Raw genomic sequence first — 15,228 nt, 5'->3', positions numbered from 1 at the left:
GCGCCTTATCATACTGATAATTAAGGTGATAATAGGCTGCAAGAGCAAAGCAATCTTTACATAACATGGATCTTAATCCTAGTCGTAGCATTGACTTTACATCTTGCACCAAGTCAAATACTGACTAGATAGTTAATATAGTAACTCTATTATTATTATTTTTGATACCCATCGATAAATAACCTTTGATAGTCTCGGTTCTACTGTTCATTTGTGAGCCATAAACAACTATTTATCACTAAAGTTAACGAGCTGATAAAATCAGCCTATATTTGTATAGATGAATAAATTATCAATAGTATTCCATGGAAGGTTATGACAGCAATTTGTTGGCCACTTATCAGTCTGCTCATGAGACATATATGGGTAGCAACAAGAACAATGGTGTTCTGTAGCTTATTCAGTTTAAGCTTCGCCATTGATGCCCAAACTTGGATTGTGAGTAATCCCAGTCATCAAACAGAAGTGACGCCTAAGAGCATTCGTTCAATTTTCTCCTTACGTCAAAAAAATTGGTCCAATGGACGAGCTATTCAAGTCGTGGTTATGGAAAACAACAGCGACTTACACAAAGACTTTTGTTTAGATGCCCTTAAATTATTTCCTTATCAATTAAGCCGTATCTGGGAGAGACAAATTTATACAGGTACCGCCATCGCCCCCATCGTTGTATCTACCGAGCATGACATGTTAAATATGATTAAGCTAAATCCTAATGCCATTGGGTATGCCAGCCAAGAGGTGGAAAATGAAGAACTTCATTCTTTTAATCTTGACTAGCTTACTAACCTTACTTCCTGTTTCTTTCGCACAAGCGAAAATATACTGGGGGGGGTTTATCTCTGCCAGTTATATCGATGTAAGTGCAAATAATTACTATGGCTATAATTCCGGTGATAGTGGCCCTCTATATGAGGCCGGTTTACATGGCTATTGGTACATCGATCCTCGTTGGTCGCTGTCAGGTTTATTGATTGCTCGTGAGAGTGGGGATTGGTTTGAAACAGGCCTTGCAATCGATTACCTTAGCCTAAACTATCAACCACAAACCAGCGAAGACTGGGCTCTGGCATTTAAGTTAGGACGCTTTAAGCTCGCCAATGGCATTTACGGTGCAACTCGCGATGTTCCGTTTACCCGACCAAGTATTATCTTGCCATTTTCTGTTTATCCGCATGTTTTTAAAGAACAAAGCTTACGTGCAGATGGACTCCGTATGGATATCGATTATTTCAGCCCTTCTGGGCAACAATACAATTTTGCTGCATCAATTGGCAAAGAAGCCTTCGATGAAAGCTTTAGCCGACGTTTTTTTGGGCGAAGTCAAGAAGGTAAATTCACCGCCGATTGGAACACATCACTGCATTTATCCATCCAACCTAATGCCAATTGGTCCGTGGCCTTCGACTATCGACGCTTAAAAACTCAACTTATCGATGCGATTAACCTTGCCATCCCAATTCCTCCTAATGGTGAATTAGTTTATGCACCCTTTGATTTTTTTATCGACCTTGACCAGTACATACTCTCTTTACAGTATGCTCAAAAAAAATATGAACTCACGGCTGAATACAGCCTACGTCGAGGTGGTACCTATGCAAAAGGGAAAAATGCTATGGCCCAAGGCTTAGCGTCTAATTTTGACGGCAGTATCGATATGAATACCTATTATCTTCAAGGTATTTACATGTTGACTCCTCAATGGAGCCTGTTTGCACGCTACGATAATAGCCATTTTGTTGATGCGGATATCACTCCTAACCTAAGGGATATCGATGATTTAGCCCTCGGAGCTAGCTGGAATTTTCATCAGCATTTCCAACTAAAAATAGAACACCACTGGCTCACGGGAACCTCCATGATCCCCCCAGTTAACGATCTAAATTCAAACGCAGTCAACAACCCAGAACGTTATTGGCGCTTATTCGCGATACAACTTAGTTATCGTTTTTGACAATTAACTCTATGCTTAATAAATTAAAGTGGCGACTGTTTTACCACGCAGTAAAAATAATAAACATCGGGATGGTCAATGAAGCTCCGTAAATTCCCATTAATTGATATTAAAAATCGCTATATCAGTGTAAGACTGAAACTAACCTTGATATGGGTATTAGCTGCTGGCGTAGTCGTCTCTATCTTTGGCTTGACAGCCATGGAGCACAACAAACATCAACAAACTCAATTAAAACAAAGTTATCTTGATAACTATGCATTGGAATTTAAAGACCAAATTGACCGCTTAAGTGACAGCATCACCTACATTTTTGAAACCCAAACCTTGTTTAGCAAGGCTGAGAATATGGTTCAGTTGGATCACTATTTAAGCCAACAATTACCTGAATTACAGTGGCTACTTCCCATTGTAAATGGTTGCACCGTATACGATCTCGACAATTATTCTTGTAGCTTGCCAGAAATAATGCCACCTAAAAGCTTACTCGAACAGGTCACAATACACACGAAACCGATGAAATTACTCGAATGTGAAGAACGATGTTTTCTCTGGGTTTCACTCCCGGTGCGAACTCGCAGTGCTGAACTAGGGGTTCTGGCATTTCAATTAGAATTGGCCGATGCACTCATCAATGTAACTCAACTCGATGACATAGAATTGGCGATCGTTGATGTTGACCGACCGATCTACAAAAGCGTGCTACTCGCAACCAATACTCAAGTACTGAGTCAAAAATGGTTTGACAGTGCAATAGAATACCGTAACCACGATGATTTAACCTTTATGGTTGAAGACAAAACCATTGTCGGCAAACTTTACTCAATCCAAGACAGTGCTTCGAATAGTCTAAAACTAGTGGTACTTAAAGATTGGAGTGAGCAAGTCTCTCAGCTCACCGACTTCCGCAATAAACTCGCACTGCTATTGCTGTTTACCATGCTTTTAAGTATCTCCATAGGCTTACTGCTGATGCGCCGTCCCGTCAAAAGTTTACGTTACCATACCACTCACTTACCGAGCATATTGGAAGGCAAGGGATACCAGCCACAAAAGCATATCCACCTATTCAATGATGAGTTTGATGCCTTAGATTCGATCTCTATTCAGCTAGCCAATAGCTTTACTGAAATGCGAACCAACATTGCTGCGAATACAAAAGTGCTCGAAAAAATGGCAATGGAAGATCCATTGACCGAATTACCGAATCGCAGTGCCTTCTTACAACACTTAACCAAGGCCCTAAAAAACGCTGAACAAAAAGACGAAGAGCTCTGCCTCATCTATATAGACCTCGACAACTTTAAAACAATTAACGACACACTCGGCCACGACTTTGGCGATTTGCTTTTAATTCAAGTCGCTAAACGGATCTTACGTTTAAGTCAATTTGCCTCCAACACCTTTCGCCTTGGTGGTGATGAATTCACCCTCTTAGTCAATCAACAGGATAAAGACAGTGTATTAGGTTACGCCTATAGCTTGGCGCGAGAAATATCTCGGGATATTACAATTTCCGGAGTGTCGATGCGGGTCACCCTCAGTATTGGGATCGCGACTGCGAAACAGGCCGAGTATGAGCCACAGTTGTTGGTAAAATATGCTGACCTAGCCATGTACTCTTCCAAACGAAAGGGCCGCAATTGCTGTACTCACTTTGATATCGAATTAGCACGCAACAACGACATGGTGTTCACCATTGAAAACCAATTTCAAAATGCAATGAGTAACAATGAACTGGAACTGTTCTTGCAGCCTCAAGTATCGATGCAACAACAGAAAATAACTGGTTTTGAATTGCTACTTCGCTGGAATCACCCGACCCAAGGTTTAATGAACCCAGGCCAGTTCTTAGATATTGTCGAATCCGGTCGTCACATCCTGCCTCTGGGCTATTGGGTCATCGATAAATCTTTGGCACTGTTAGAAGAATTCAATGCTCTTGGTTACCAAGGCCTCACCGTTGCTTTTAACATTAGCGGCCACCAGTTTGAAGACAAACTCTTTGCTCAAAAACTAATTAGTAAATATAGGACCATTAGTCCTGGAAATAACTTACTAGAACTGGAAATTACCGAGAGTGTCGCGGTACAAAACTATCCCCAAGTAAAAAATCAACTCAAGGAGATTCGAGGCGCTGGCATTAGAGTTGCCTTCGATGATTTTGGTAAAGGCTTCACCTCACTCAGTTATTTAAGTAATCTAGCCTGTGACAAAATAAAATTCGACCGAGAATTTGGTCATAATGCGATCACTTCCATACCGACTCAGAATATCGTACTCAGTATGCGTAAATTAATGTACACCTTAAATTACGAGATATTAGTGGAAGGAGTGGAAACCATAGAGCATGCCAATTGGCTAATCAAGAATGGTTTTGACAAAGTTCAAGGCTATTTATTTGGTCGACCGCAAACCAAGGAGGCAGCCCTTGCCTTTTATCAAGCTTGCTGCGATAAAGGCGGCCTGTTAGATAAAGACGGTAAACTGATAAAGCTTTACCCCGTAATTGAACTACCGAAGCCAGCTGACCCACCGCAAAGAAACCTATCACCATCATCAATCAACAAAAGCTGAAAAATAAATACTGACAAAAAAACGACGAGCTTAGCTCGCCGTTGATACATAAAACCGCACCACTCTGCTAAGCGGGTTTGTTGATACTCAAAGCCAACTCAGCCAAAGCCAATGGGTTAGCGGCACTCGGAGCACTAGTGAGAGGGCATGCCGCAGTCGTGGTCTTTGGAAATGCCATAACATCACGGATCGAACTGGCTCCTGTCATCAACATCAACAAACGATCCAAACCAAAAGCTAAGCCAGCATGCGGTGGAGCGCCGTATTGTAACGCTTCTAATAAGAAGCCAAATTTTTCTTGGGCCTCTTCATCGCTTATGCCTAACACCTTGAAGGCCGCTGCTTGCATATCCTGTTTATGAATACGAACACTACCGCCGCCAAGTTCACAACCATTGAGCACCATATCATAAGCGTTCGATAATACACCCGCTGGGCTTTGGGCCAGCTGTTCAGCACTCACGCCTACAACAGGCGCGGTAAACGGGTGATGAATCGCATGGAATTGACCGTCAACTTCTTCAAACATTGGGAAATCGACCACCCATAGCGGTTTCCATTGATCACTGACTAGACCTAAATCTTCGCCAACTTTAAGACGCAAAGCCCCCATCGCCTCGGAAACAATGGTTGCCTTATCAGCACCAAATAAGATTAAATCGCCATCTTGTGCCTTACAGCGCTCAACAATGGCCTTGGCAACATCTTCCGTTAAAAACTTAAGGATCGGTGATTGCAAACCCCCGATACCAGCAGCAAGATCATTAACCTTCATCCACGCTAAGCCTTTCGCGCCGTAGATCCCAACATACTTACCATAATCATCAATTTGCTTACGTGAGAGCGAAGCGCCTCCCGGGACTCGTAATACCGCAACTCGACCTTTTTCATCATTTGCGGGGCCAGAAAATACTTTAAACTCAACCTCTTGTAGTAAGTCAGCTACATCAACCAGTTGCATCGGATTACGTAAATCAGGTTTATCTGAGCCGTATAAACGCATCGCTTCGGCATAGGTCATCTTTGGAAACTTACCGAGATCGACACCTAACATCGCAATAAATAATTCACGGACCATTTGCTCCGTAACCGCCATAACTTCATCCGAAGTCATAAATGAAGTCTCGATATCAATCTGGGTGAATTCAGGTTGGCGGTCAGCGCGTAAATCTTCATCGCGGAAACATTTAACGATTTGATAATAACGATCCATGCCGGACATCATCAGTAATTGCTTAAAGATTTGCGGAGACTGAGGCAACGCAAAAAACTGTCCTTTATGAGTTCGACTGGGAACCAAGTAATCACGCGCACCTTCAGGCGTAGCTTTAGTCAAAATAGGGGTTTCAATGTCTAAGAAGCCATGCTCTTCCATGAAGCGACGCACAAAACCGGTGACTTTTGCACGGAACATCATCCGTTGAGTCATCTCTGGACGACGTAAATCCAAGTAACGATATTTAAGACGTTGTTCTTCTGAATTATCTTGATTACTATCCAGAGGTAATGGCGCAGAACGGTTTAATACTTCTAACTCCAAACCTAACAATTCTATTTCACCAGTTGTCATATCTGGATTAATTTGGCTATTAGGGCGAGCACGAACACGACCTTTTAAACGCACACAAAACTCATTCCGCAAGCTATTCGCTGTATCGAACACCGCAGCACGATCTGGATCAAAGACGACTTGTACAATGCCTTCTCGGTCGCGCAAATCAATAAAGATAACACCACCCAAATCACGACGACGGTTAACCCAACCGACTAAATTTATTTCTTGTTCAACTAACTCTTTGGTGACTTGTCCACAGTAAACAGTGCGCATTTGGCCTTTCCCGTTTTACGTTTTAAAAATTCAGCGAGTATTCTACTCCAATAACAGCTACAAAATTAACTGTCACCGAGAGAAAAGGCGATAGTATAAAGGAAATCTGCCGTAAATAAGAATAGATAGACCGTAATAAATCTTTACTAAAAGCTATATTTGACAAAGACAAGCCACGATTAGCTGGTTACAATGCGCGCCAAGTGATGCTTTAAGCCATCTTTTCATTATTACTGGTACGAGAAGCCGCCATGCAAGGCAAAGATAAACTATTTTCACAACCCATAACCCAACTTGGAGAATTTCGCTTCGACGAACAAGTCGCTGAAGTTTTCCCTGATATGATCCAACGCTCGGTACCGGGTTACAGCAACATTATCTCAACCATAGGCCACCTCTGTGGTCAATTTCATCAAGCCAATAGCAATATCTATGATCTAGGCTGTTCGTTGGGGGCGGCTAGCCTGGCGATGCGGCGTGCCGTGACGCAAAAAAATGTAAATATTATCGCAGTAGACAACTCACCAGCAATGGTCGAACGCTGCCAGAAACACTTAGATGCATTTCGCGCCGAGACTTCGGTCAGTGTTATCTGTGAAGACATCAACGATGTTGAGATCAGCAACGCATCAATGGTAGTGCTTAACTTCACCCTGCAATTTATTGCGCCCGAGCAACGTTTAACGCTGCTCAAAAAAATTTATCAAGGTATGCTGAAAGGTGGTTTATTGGTACTGAGTGAAAAGTTTCTTTTTGCGGAGCCAGCAGTACAAGAACTAATTAGCGAATTACACATAGATTTTAAACGCGCAAATGGCTACAGCGAGTTAGAAATTAGCCAAAAGCGCAGTTCTTTAGACAATGTCTTAGTCCCTGATACCATTGCTCAACACAAACAACGCTTTAAAGACGCAGGCTTTAGTGCCAGTGAGTTGTGGTTCCAATGTTTTAACTTTGGTTCTTTAGTCGCGATTAAATAGGCGAGCGTCACCCGCCCGCTCCCTCTCATACTATTAATTGGCGAGCAAAGCCGCAATTTTTTCCGCAATAGGTTTAAGAGTGTCACTATCAACCACCGTTCGTGCGTGACTACGTGCCGCCGAGAGTGAGCCAGGAATAATATGAAAATGTAAATGCGGCACAGTCTGCCCTGCTGCCTCTCCATTAAACTGGACGAGGCTGATGCCTTCAGCCTGCATCACTTGCTTAACCGCCGAGGCTACTTTTTTAACTGTTTTGATGGTCGCAGCAGCGCCTTCATCTGAAAGCTCAAACAGTGTTTCTGCGGACTCTTTAGGTAATACTAATGTGTGTCCGTCGGCTTGTGGCATGATATCCATAAATGCCAAAGTATGTTGGTCTTCGTAGACTTTTAAACAATCCATTTCTCCGCGAATTATTTTCGCAAAAATATTATTATCGTCGTAACTCATCAACTCGATTCCTTAAAATTTTTGTCACATTATTACTGCTTGCTAGCAAGTGCATTATGACACAGCCACTAAGAGCAATACCAAATTCATCAGTGAACAATTCATTTCAACGAGTAAAAAATATTCGCACCACAGCTGGTTTGGCCTTTAACGCAAGGAAGAATGACAACAATTGACCATCAACGTTCTACAGACGCAAAGGGTCACATGATCAATAAAAAAACCGACGCATTGATCGGTTTTTCATCAGCATTCATACTCAATAAGCCACTATAAGCTTAGATTTTGAAAGCACTCACTTCTTTGTGCAACTTGTCGGCAATAGCATCCAACTCTGTCGCACGTTTAGAGCTTCCGGAAGCTTGTTCGGCTAACTCAAGGGAAGCATCTTGGATCCCTTGAGTATTTCGCCCAACTTCTTCAGTAACCGCCCGCTGCTCTTCGGCAGCACTAGAAATCTGGGTCGCCATATCACTAATATGAGTAATCGAGCTGGTGATATTTTCTAGCATTTCTGCAGCTTTGGTTGCTTCCTCAACACTAATTCTGACTAACTGCTGACTTTCGTCCATGGTTTGTACGGTGCTTTGGGTGTTACTTTGTAAACGCTCCAACATCGCTTTAATTTCTTCAGTAGAGCTTTGAGTTCGTTGAGATAGATGACGAACTTCATCAGCAACAACCGCAAATCCTCGACCTTGCTCACCGGCTCGCGCGGCTTCGATAGCAGCATTCAACGCAAGTAAGTTGGTTTGCTCGGCAATACCTTGGATCGTGGTTAAAATATCACTAATTTCTTTGGTGTTTCGTTCCAACTCTTGAACGGTATCTGCAGCACCATCCAACTGCCCAGCCAAACTATTGACTTGCTGCTGATTACGACCGATCAAAACTTTACCTTGTGCACAAGAATCGGCTGATTGTCGAGCCGCTTCGGCCGTTTGCTCCGCATTATTTGCCACTTCATTGGCCGTCGCAGCCATCTCGTTGACCGCAGTAGCCACTTGGGTCACCTCACCCTGCTGACGCTCAATTTGGGTATTCGACTCAGCGGTTGACTTACTGGTTAAGGCCGCTGCTCGTTGCAGATGATCAGCGTCCTCAGAAATCTCTATCATTAAGTCATGTAACTGCTCAATGAACCGATCAACGCCCTCGGCAAGTGCACCAATTTCATCACTACGTTGTAAGTTAATACGCTTGGTTAAATCACCATCGCCAGAAGAAAGATCTTGGATAGCGTCCCCGAGGACTTGGATTGGCTTCAACATGACGGTAATTACCTTAAACATAACCAAAGCCACAAGGACAAATAAAACCACTGCAAATATGACCGAACTTTTCACCATATCGACAACTGGCGCCATCGCTTGCTGTTTATCATAAACAAATAATAAGTACCAATCGGTGCCACTAATTGTCGTCACACTAACAAAACTGTCTTTCCCATTAACCTGCAACTCGCTCATGTGCGCATTACGTGCTTCCTGAGCCAAAAAGTTCGCATTCATATCTGCAGAAAGTTCTGAGACATTCTTAAGAACCAAGTTTTTATCCGAATGAATAATGATTGAGCCTTGGGTATTCACAATGACCGGATAAACTTGTTTATTAGCTAAATTAAGCACTCGCTGAGTGACCACATCTAAACTCAAGTCGCCCGCATATACCCCCCCAGCGACTCTCTGAGCAACCGAGATCACCATCGTCCCCGAAGTGACATCAACATAAGGTTCAGAAATATATGATCCGTTACTCTGCGCACCTTTATACCAAGGTCTGGTACGAGGATCGTAACCCTCGGGTAAAGTGTCATTCGGGTCATTCATCGTCATTTCACCTTGCTCACTGCCAAAGTAAAAATATAGGAAATCACCACTTTGCTTCGCTTGAACCAAATAGGACAAAAACTCTTTAGAACTCGGTTTGACCGACATCGCTTTCGCAACCGCCAATTTAGAGTCAAACCATAAGCTCACTTGGTCACTGGCAGCCTGAGCCAACTGCTTGGCATCACTCGCAATATCGGCTCGAGTTTCCTCTGATAAATTTCTAGCCTGAAACCAAGCTTGAAAACCACTTAATACCGCTAGTAATATCAGCACCGTTAATATCAGGCGCTGCTTAATTGACAAATTACCCATTATTGTTTTTCCTTTTACGAACCTAGCAGTCTTATCTATAGAATGAACATATAAAGCCAACAACCAAGAGGCAAATTTATGTTAATGTTGGTCTTTACTTACGTTTACAAATTATCTCGATTTATGAATAACTTTAGCAGAAAACTACTTTTAACAGCCCTGATTTGCTGTATTTCTCCTGTTGGAGCGGCCGTAGAAATAAGTCACTTAGACTACGACTCGTTACTGACAAATGACTGCTCTCGTGCCGCCATAACAATCAGTAGTACTTACGAGTCGCAGTTACAACAATTGAGAAATGAAAATACCGAAACAAAAGCCTTAATCGATGACAGCACCTTGGTCAATCGTTTTCCCCAGCTAAGTATCGACGGACAAAGCAAAACCTATAACGATTTCTTATTACCAAATAAAAACATCAGCCAAAACAATACAAAATCACCGAATACCAGACTCAGTTATTTTTGGCAAACTAGCGATTTTGAATGGTTTACAGCCTATCGCTCCAATCAGAGTTCATTATCTCCTCGTCCTTACCTGGCTTTAATGCGAATTAATAAACAAACTTGGGCTAGTGCGAGCGCCTTGTTAAGTCATCCACAACAGCTCACAACCCTATTGATGGATGATTTTATTCAACAACGCAGTCCGCTCTTGTTATTTGTGTCCAGTGAACAAGCATTTAGGCAATCCGACTTGGCTCGGCTCAAAGCCCAGCACTTTAAAGTACATCAATTTGGACAACAGCTGATTGCGAGTAAGGATATCCCAGTGTGTGATAGCGGCTATATCGGAGATCAAAAATCAAATCGATTGGCTTGGATTAAAATAGACTTAGCGCAATAAACAAACAAAGATTGATAAAAACCATAAATCATCGACTTTTATAGGCTCAATTCTCGCCCGATTGAGCTAAAACTTGCTATAATTACCGACTAAATAATTAAGCAGTATCAAGCCTTTGTCCTCCATGATAGATTTTTCTGACTTCTACCAAATTATCGCTAAAAACCGCCTCAAGCATTGGTTATATACGCTCCCTGCCCAGTTAGGTGATTGGCAAAATGAACATGCCCACGGCGATTTTCCTCGCTGGCAGCGAGTACTCAATAAGCTCCCGACATTAACCAGCTCTGATATTGATCTAACAAGCCAAGTCAGTATCGGTAAAGCAGAAGATATCCAACCGGGCGAACGAAAAAAAATTGAGAGTCTATTACGCCACTTTCATCCTTGGCGCAAAGGACCCTTCAATATCTACGGTATTCATATTGACACCGAATGGCGCTCAGACTGGAAATGGGAACGTCTGCGCAAGCACATATCCCCGCTTCAGCACCGCTATGTTCTCGATGTAGGCTGCGGCAGTGGCTACCACATGTGGCGAATGTTGGGGGATGGCGCTGAATTTGTCGTTGGGATCGACCCTTCGACTTTATTTTTGATGCAATTTGAAGCCATTCGTAATTTTGCCAACCGCGATCAACGCATTCACCTGCTGCCATTGGGGATCCAAGAGCTACCTAAATTAAAGGCCTTCGATACTGTATTCTCGATGGGAGTACTCTACCACCGTCGTTCGCCAATGGATCATCTAATCCAGCTGAAAGAACAACTCCAACCTGGAGGAGAGTTAGTTCTTGAAACCTTGGTGATCGATGGTGATGAACAACAAGTGCTAGTTCCCGCCGGTCGTTATGGCAAGATGCCGAATGTTTGGTTTTTACCGAGTACTGCTGCATTAAAACTTTGGTTGGAAAAAGTCGGCTTTGTCGACGTGCGTATTGTCGATATCGACATCACCTCCACCGATGAGCAACGCAGCACACCTTGGATGACTCATGAGTCTTTAAACGACTACCTAGACCCAAGCGACAAAACGAGAACAGTGGAAGGCTTACCAGCCCCCAAACGTGCTGTTTTAATTGCCATTAATCCAGACTAATAACAGCTGTTAGACTATGCTAAAAGCAATAATTAGACTGTCATTTTTACTTTATTCGACGGATTCAAACTATGAAAAAGCTTTCCGTAATTTCATTTTCACTCGCTCTCACCGCTTGTGCGATTCAGCAACCGAACCAACAAGCTGAACAACTAACACAACAGTTAAGCCAGCTCAGTCAGCAACAAACCACGATATTAAGCCAATGTGAAGCCATCAATGGTCAATTGTTGAAGCAAGAGCAACATTTTAAACAACTCGAACAAAAAGTTTCCGAGATCACCCCCGCTCCGGTAATTATCAGCGAACCCCAAACAAAACCAAGTTGCAGCAATATCAGTCGCTACCAACTGGGTAATAAAACTGTAATCGGTGAAACAGAATGGGTCAGCCTCGAGCATCAAAAAATGGCCTTTCAAGCGCGGATCGACACTGGCGCTGCAACTTCCTCTCTCAATGCTGTCGATATCGTAAAATTTGAACGTGATGGGAAAAACTGGGTTCGTTTCAACCTTCGCCATGACACAATTAAACAAGATATCATGATTGAGCGTCCAGTAATTAGAACTGCAGAAGTGATTCAATCGTCCAGCAATAGCGCTGAGAAACGCCCCGTTGTATCGATGTTAGTCAAACTGGGGCCAATTTCCGAAAAAGTGCAGTTTACCCTAAGCGATCGCTCTCATCTAAGTTATCCGGTATTACTTGGACGAAGCTTCTTGAAAGACATTTCAGTCGTTGATATCAGTCACAAGTTTAGCCAGCCAAAGCCGACTTTTAAGGATTAACTTACATGAGTTCTCGTCATATTTTTTACCTCATCGTCACTCTGTGTATGCTGCTAGGGATCAGCATGACCTTCTATCGACATATCAGCTTTGAAGTACCTTGGTTTCCAGGAGAGAAACGCCAAATATGGTCAATTGAAGCAAAGGTTGAGTTTGATGCTAAAGGCGATAGCGTTGAAGCCGTACTAGCCCTACCTCAAACTCAGCAAGGTTACACTCGGATCCATGAATCAACGGCTTCATTAGCTTACGGCTTGTCTTTTGTGAATGAGCAAAACAACCCTCGCGCGATCTGGACCAAGCGACAAGCCAACGGTCATCAAGAAATGTATTACAAAGTAGACTTCTTAGTGGATCCAAAGGCTGGTGATACCTACCAAAGTCAAATGCCCGAGACTCTATTTACCGAGTATCCCGAACCCTACTTTACCGCGGCTAACCATTTAGCAAAGCAGGCAAAAGAAGTCTCTGCAGATGCTTATAGCTTTGCACGAGAACTCATCAAAGCGCTGACTATCGACGCAGCCAGTAGCAACCAAAATACTGGCCTCATCTTAGATTACAAACCCAAAAATCGCCTAATTGTAGATTTGTTAAATAATGCCGATGTCCCTGCACGAATTGTAAGGGGCTTGCATCTCGAAGATGGGCGACGCAGGCAAACAATTACCGAATACATCCAGGTATTTAAAGACGAAAATAATTGGCAAATATTCGACTTAAACACTGGGACCCAAGGTCGTCCCGAGAATACTTTATTGTGGGAGTATAACGGTAACAGCTTACTAGAAGTCATCGGAGCGCAAAATTCGCGGGTCAGCTTTTCGATGTTGCTGGTTGAACAAAGCGCTCAATCTGCAGTTGCACCGAAAATTAGCGAGGCTGATTTCCTTAATTTCTCTATCGACAGCTTACCCTTGGAAGAACAAGCCCTATTTAAGGGGATTTTATTAATCCCAATTGGGGTGCTGATTGTGGTATTGCTTCGAGTTTTAGTCGGTTTAAAGACCTCGGGTACTTTTATGCCCGTACTGATTGCAATGGCCTTTATGCAAACCTCATTAATCACCGGTTTAATCGGCTTTTTATTGGTAGTTGGGACTGGTTTAATCATCCGCGGGTATTTATCTCACCTTAACCTACTGCTGGTCTCGCGAATATCGGCGGTCATTATTACCGTGATTGGTATTATTTCAATATTTAGTGTGATTAGTTTTAAAGTTGGATTGACCGAAGGTTTAAAAATCACCTTCTTCCCAATGATTATTTTATCTTGGACGATTGAACGGATGTCGGTGTTATGGGAAGAAGAAGGTCCTAAAGAAGTTGTACTACAAGGCGGTGGGAGCTTATTAGTTGCGGTACTCGCGTTCCTAGCAATGAACAACGAATATGTACGCCACTTAACCTTTAACTTCATGGGTATTCAATTTATCGTTCTTGGCATTATCCTCATTTTAGGAAATTACACTGGATATCGCTTATTGGAATTACGTCGCTTCAAACCATTGGCTGATAGGGAGGACTGATGTTTAATCAATTTTGCAGTCCATTTGCCCTTGCTCGTAAAGGTATTATGGGCATGAACCAGCGAAATACCGGATATATTAGCCGTTATAATCCACGTAAACTTTTTCCGCTGGTGGACAACAAACTTAAGACCAAAATTATCGCTCAGCGGGATAACGTCACCATCCCTGCTCTGATTGGTGTAGTACGTACCCAACATGATATTCGCTCCATTATTCCGATGTTACGCAAACACTCAGGATTTGTCATCAAGCCTGCTAAAGGCTCTGGTGGCAAAGGTATTTTGGTGATCACCAAACAAAAATCTGGGGTGTTTTATAAGCCCAGTGGAGCTCCTAGCCATGATGAAGATATAAAACGACACTGCTCAAACATCCTGGCAGGCTTATTTTCCTTAGGAGGTAGCCCAGATGTAGCGGTAATTGAAGCCTTAATCGAGTTTGATTCCTGTTTTGAAGGCTTTAGTTTTGAAGGCGTCCCCGATGTACGAGTCATCGTTTTTCAGGGCTACCCTGTGATGGCTATGATGCGCCTATCAACTGCCGCTTCCGATGGCAAAGCCAACTTACACCAAGGTGCCGTAGGCGTCGGTATCGATATAGGCAGCGGTCGCGCCTTGCACGCAGTACAGTTTGATCGCCCAGTCGAAGTCCACCCCGATACCGATCGGCCCTTAAAAGAGCTGATAGTTCCTCATTGGCAACGCTTGCTAGAACTGGCATCCAGCTGCTACGAAATGTCTGGAATGGGTTACTTGGGAACGGATATGGTTCTAGATAAGTCTGATGGACCGATGTTGCTCGAGCTGAATGCTCGCCCAGGCTTAGCCATCCAAATCGCCAACGGTGAAGGCATTTTACCTCGTTTGAAGCTGGTTGAAGAACAAGCCAAACAAGGTCTCAAACGTTCCGCCATAGAACGTGTTGAATTTAGTAAACAGCATTTCTCGCGCTAAGTTTATTTAATACCTGTACTTAAAAAAAGCACCAAACAAGGTGCTTTTTTTATCACAGTAGCAATCAACAGCTG

12 protein-coding genes are annotated in these 15,228 nt (G+C 43.0%); 9 read left to right on the top strand and 3 right to left on the bottom strand.

Annotated elements, in window-relative coordinates; all coding sequences use genetic code 11:
• Window positions 1-315: 315 nt before the first annotated feature.
• The 3 genes from ACRRS0_RS09500 (at window position 316) to ACRRS0_RS09490 (ending at window position 4,531) form a co-directional block, all read left to right on the top strand.
• On the top strand, window positions 316-780 hold the full coding sequence (locus ACRRS0_RS09500; RefSeq protein WP_432453445.1) for a hypothetical protein: 465 nt from the start codon (window positions 316-318) through the stop codon (window positions 778-780).
• Window positions 749-1,954, top strand: a complete 1,206-nt coding sequence (locus ACRRS0_RS09495; protein WP_432453446.1) for a hypothetical protein — start codon at window positions 749-751, stop codon at window positions 1,952-1,954. The genes ACRRS0_RS09500 and ACRRS0_RS09495 overlap by 32 nt, the downstream gene beginning before the upstream one ends.
• A 78-nt stretch (window positions 1,955-2,032) precedes the next feature.
• Window positions 2,033-4,531, top strand: coding sequence for a putative bifunctional diguanylate cyclase/phosphodiesterase (locus tag ACRRS0_RS09490; protein WP_432453447.1), 2,499 nt, complete (start codon window positions 2,033-2,035; stop codon window positions 4,529-4,531).
• A gap of 67 nt (window positions 4,532-4,598) precedes the next feature.
• Here the strand turns inward: ACRRS0_RS09490 and aspS are convergent, their stop codons facing one another.
• Window positions 4,599-6,359: an aspartate--tRNA ligase gene (gene aspS / locus ACRRS0_RS09485; protein WP_432453448.1), complete on the bottom strand. Its 1,761-nt coding sequence runs from the start codon at window positions 6,357-6,359 to the stop codon at window positions 4,599-4,601.
• A 251-nt stretch (window positions 6,360-6,610) separates the two neighbouring features.
• On the opposite strand from aspS, the gene cmoA reads away from it, so the two are divergent.
• Window positions 6,611-7,339, top strand: a complete 729-nt coding sequence (gene cmoA / locus ACRRS0_RS09480; protein ID WP_432453449.1) for a carboxy-S-adenosyl-L-methionine synthase CmoA — start codon at window positions 6,611-6,613, stop codon at window positions 7,337-7,339.
• A gap of 33 nt (window positions 7,340-7,372) precedes the next feature.
• On the opposite strand, the gene ACRRS0_RS09475 is transcribed toward cmoA, so the two are convergent.
• Both ACRRS0_RS09475 and ACRRS0_RS09470 read right to left on the bottom strand, forming a co-directional pair.
• Entirely contained in the window at window positions 7,373-7,792 is a 420-nt protein-coding gene (locus ACRRS0_RS09475) for an HIT family protein (protein ID WP_432453450.1), read from the bottom strand.
• A 278-nt stretch (window positions 7,793-8,070) separates the two neighbouring features.
• Window positions 8,071-9,936 (bottom strand): methyl-accepting chemotaxis protein, encoded by a 1,866-nt coding sequence (locus ACRRS0_RS09470; protein ID WP_432453451.1) that lies wholly within the window; start codon window positions 9,934-9,936, stop codon window positions 8,071-8,073.
• A gap of 78 nt (window positions 9,937-10,014) precedes the next feature.
• On the opposite strand from ACRRS0_RS09470, the gene ACRRS0_RS09465 reads away from it, so the two are divergent.
• The 5 genes from ACRRS0_RS09465 to ACRRS0_RS09445 all read left to right on the top strand — a co-directional run bounded on the left by ACRRS0_RS09465 (window position 10,015) and on the right by ACRRS0_RS09445 (window position 15,154).
• Complete coding sequence (locus tag ACRRS0_RS09465) at window positions 10,015-10,782, top strand: hypothetical protein (protein ID WP_432453452.1); 768 nt, start codon at window positions 10,015-10,017, stop codon at window positions 10,780-10,782.
• Between the two features lie 124 nt (window positions 10,783-10,906).
• Window positions 10,907-11,881: a tRNA 5-methoxyuridine(34)/uridine 5-oxyacetic acid(34) synthase CmoB gene (gene cmoB / locus ACRRS0_RS09460; protein WP_432453453.1), complete on the top strand. Its 975-nt coding sequence runs from the start codon at window positions 10,907-10,909 to the stop codon at window positions 11,879-11,881.
• A gap of 71 nt (window positions 11,882-11,952) precedes the next feature.
• On the top strand, window positions 11,953-12,669 hold the full coding sequence (locus ACRRS0_RS09455) for an ATP-dependent zinc protease family protein (RefSeq protein WP_432453454.1): 717 nt from the start codon (window positions 11,953-11,955) through the stop codon (window positions 12,667-12,669).
• 5 nt (window positions 12,670-12,674) lie between these two features.
• Window positions 12,675-14,198, top strand: coding sequence for an inactive transglutaminase family protein (locus ACRRS0_RS09450; protein ID WP_432453455.1), 1,524 nt, complete (start codon window positions 12,675-12,677; stop codon window positions 14,196-14,198).
• Window positions 14,198-15,154, top strand: coding sequence for an alpha-L-glutamate ligase-like protein (locus ACRRS0_RS09445; RefSeq protein WP_432453456.1), 957 nt, complete (start codon window positions 14,198-14,200; stop codon window positions 15,152-15,154). Before ACRRS0_RS09450 ends, ACRRS0_RS09445 begins: the two co-directional genes overlap by 1 nt.
• The last annotated feature ends 74 nt before the right edge of the window (window positions 15,155-15,228 follow it).

Source organism: Agarivorans sp. QJM3NY_29 (assembly GCF_050870835.2).
GTDB lineage: Bacteria > Pseudomonadota > Gammaproteobacteria > Enterobacterales > Celerinatantimonadaceae > Agarivorans.
The sequence above is the reverse complement of the archived record's forward strand: the minus strand, read 5'-3'. Positions and strand labels throughout refer to the sequence as shown.

Bases quoted from the DNA above. Each gene is read 5' to 3' on its own strand.
- ACRRS0_RS09465 (WP_432453452.1), top strand. From the start codon at position 10,015: ATGTTAATGTTGGTCTTTACTTACGTTTACAAATTATCTCGATTTATG.
- ACRRS0_RS09470 (WP_432453451.1), bottom strand. From the start codon at position 9,936: ATGGGTAATTTGTCAATTAAGCAGCGCCTGATATTAACGGTGCTGATA.
- ACRRS0_RS09490 (WP_432453447.1), top strand. From the start codon at position 2,033: ATGAAGCTCCGTAAATTCCCATTAATTGATATTAAAAATCGCTATATC.
- ACRRS0_RS09495 (WP_432453446.1), top strand. From the start codon at position 749: ATGAAGAACTTCATTCTTTTAATCTTGACTAGCTTACTAACCTTACTT.
- ACRRS0_RS09445 (WP_432453456.1), top strand. From the start codon at position 14,198: ATGTTTAATCAATTTTGCAGTCCATTTGCCCTTGCTCGTAAAGGTATT.
- ACRRS0_RS09500 (WP_432453445.1), top strand. From the start codon at position 316: ATGACAGCAATTTGTTGGCCACTTATCAGTCTGCTCATGAGACATATA.
- cmoA (WP_432453449.1), top strand. From the start codon at position 6,611: ATGCAAGGCAAAGATAAACTATTTTCACAACCCATAACCCAACTTGGA.
- cmoB (WP_432453453.1), top strand. From the start codon at position 10,907: ATGATAGATTTTTCTGACTTCTACCAAATTATCGCTAAAAACCGCCTC.
- ACRRS0_RS09455 (WP_432453454.1), top strand. From the start codon at position 11,953: ATGAAAAAGCTTTCCGTAATTTCATTTTCACTCGCTCTCACCGCTTGT.
- aspS (WP_432453448.1), bottom strand. From the start codon at position 6,359: ATGCGCACTGTTTACTGTGGACAAGTCACCAAAGAGTTAGTTGAACAA.
- ACRRS0_RS09475 (WP_432453450.1), bottom strand. From the start codon at position 7,792: ATGAGTTACGACGATAATAATATTTTTGCGAAAATAATTCGCGGAGAA.
- ACRRS0_RS09450 (WP_432453455.1), top strand. From the start codon at position 12,675: ATGAGTTCTCGTCATATTTTTTACCTCATCGTCACTCTGTGTATGCTG.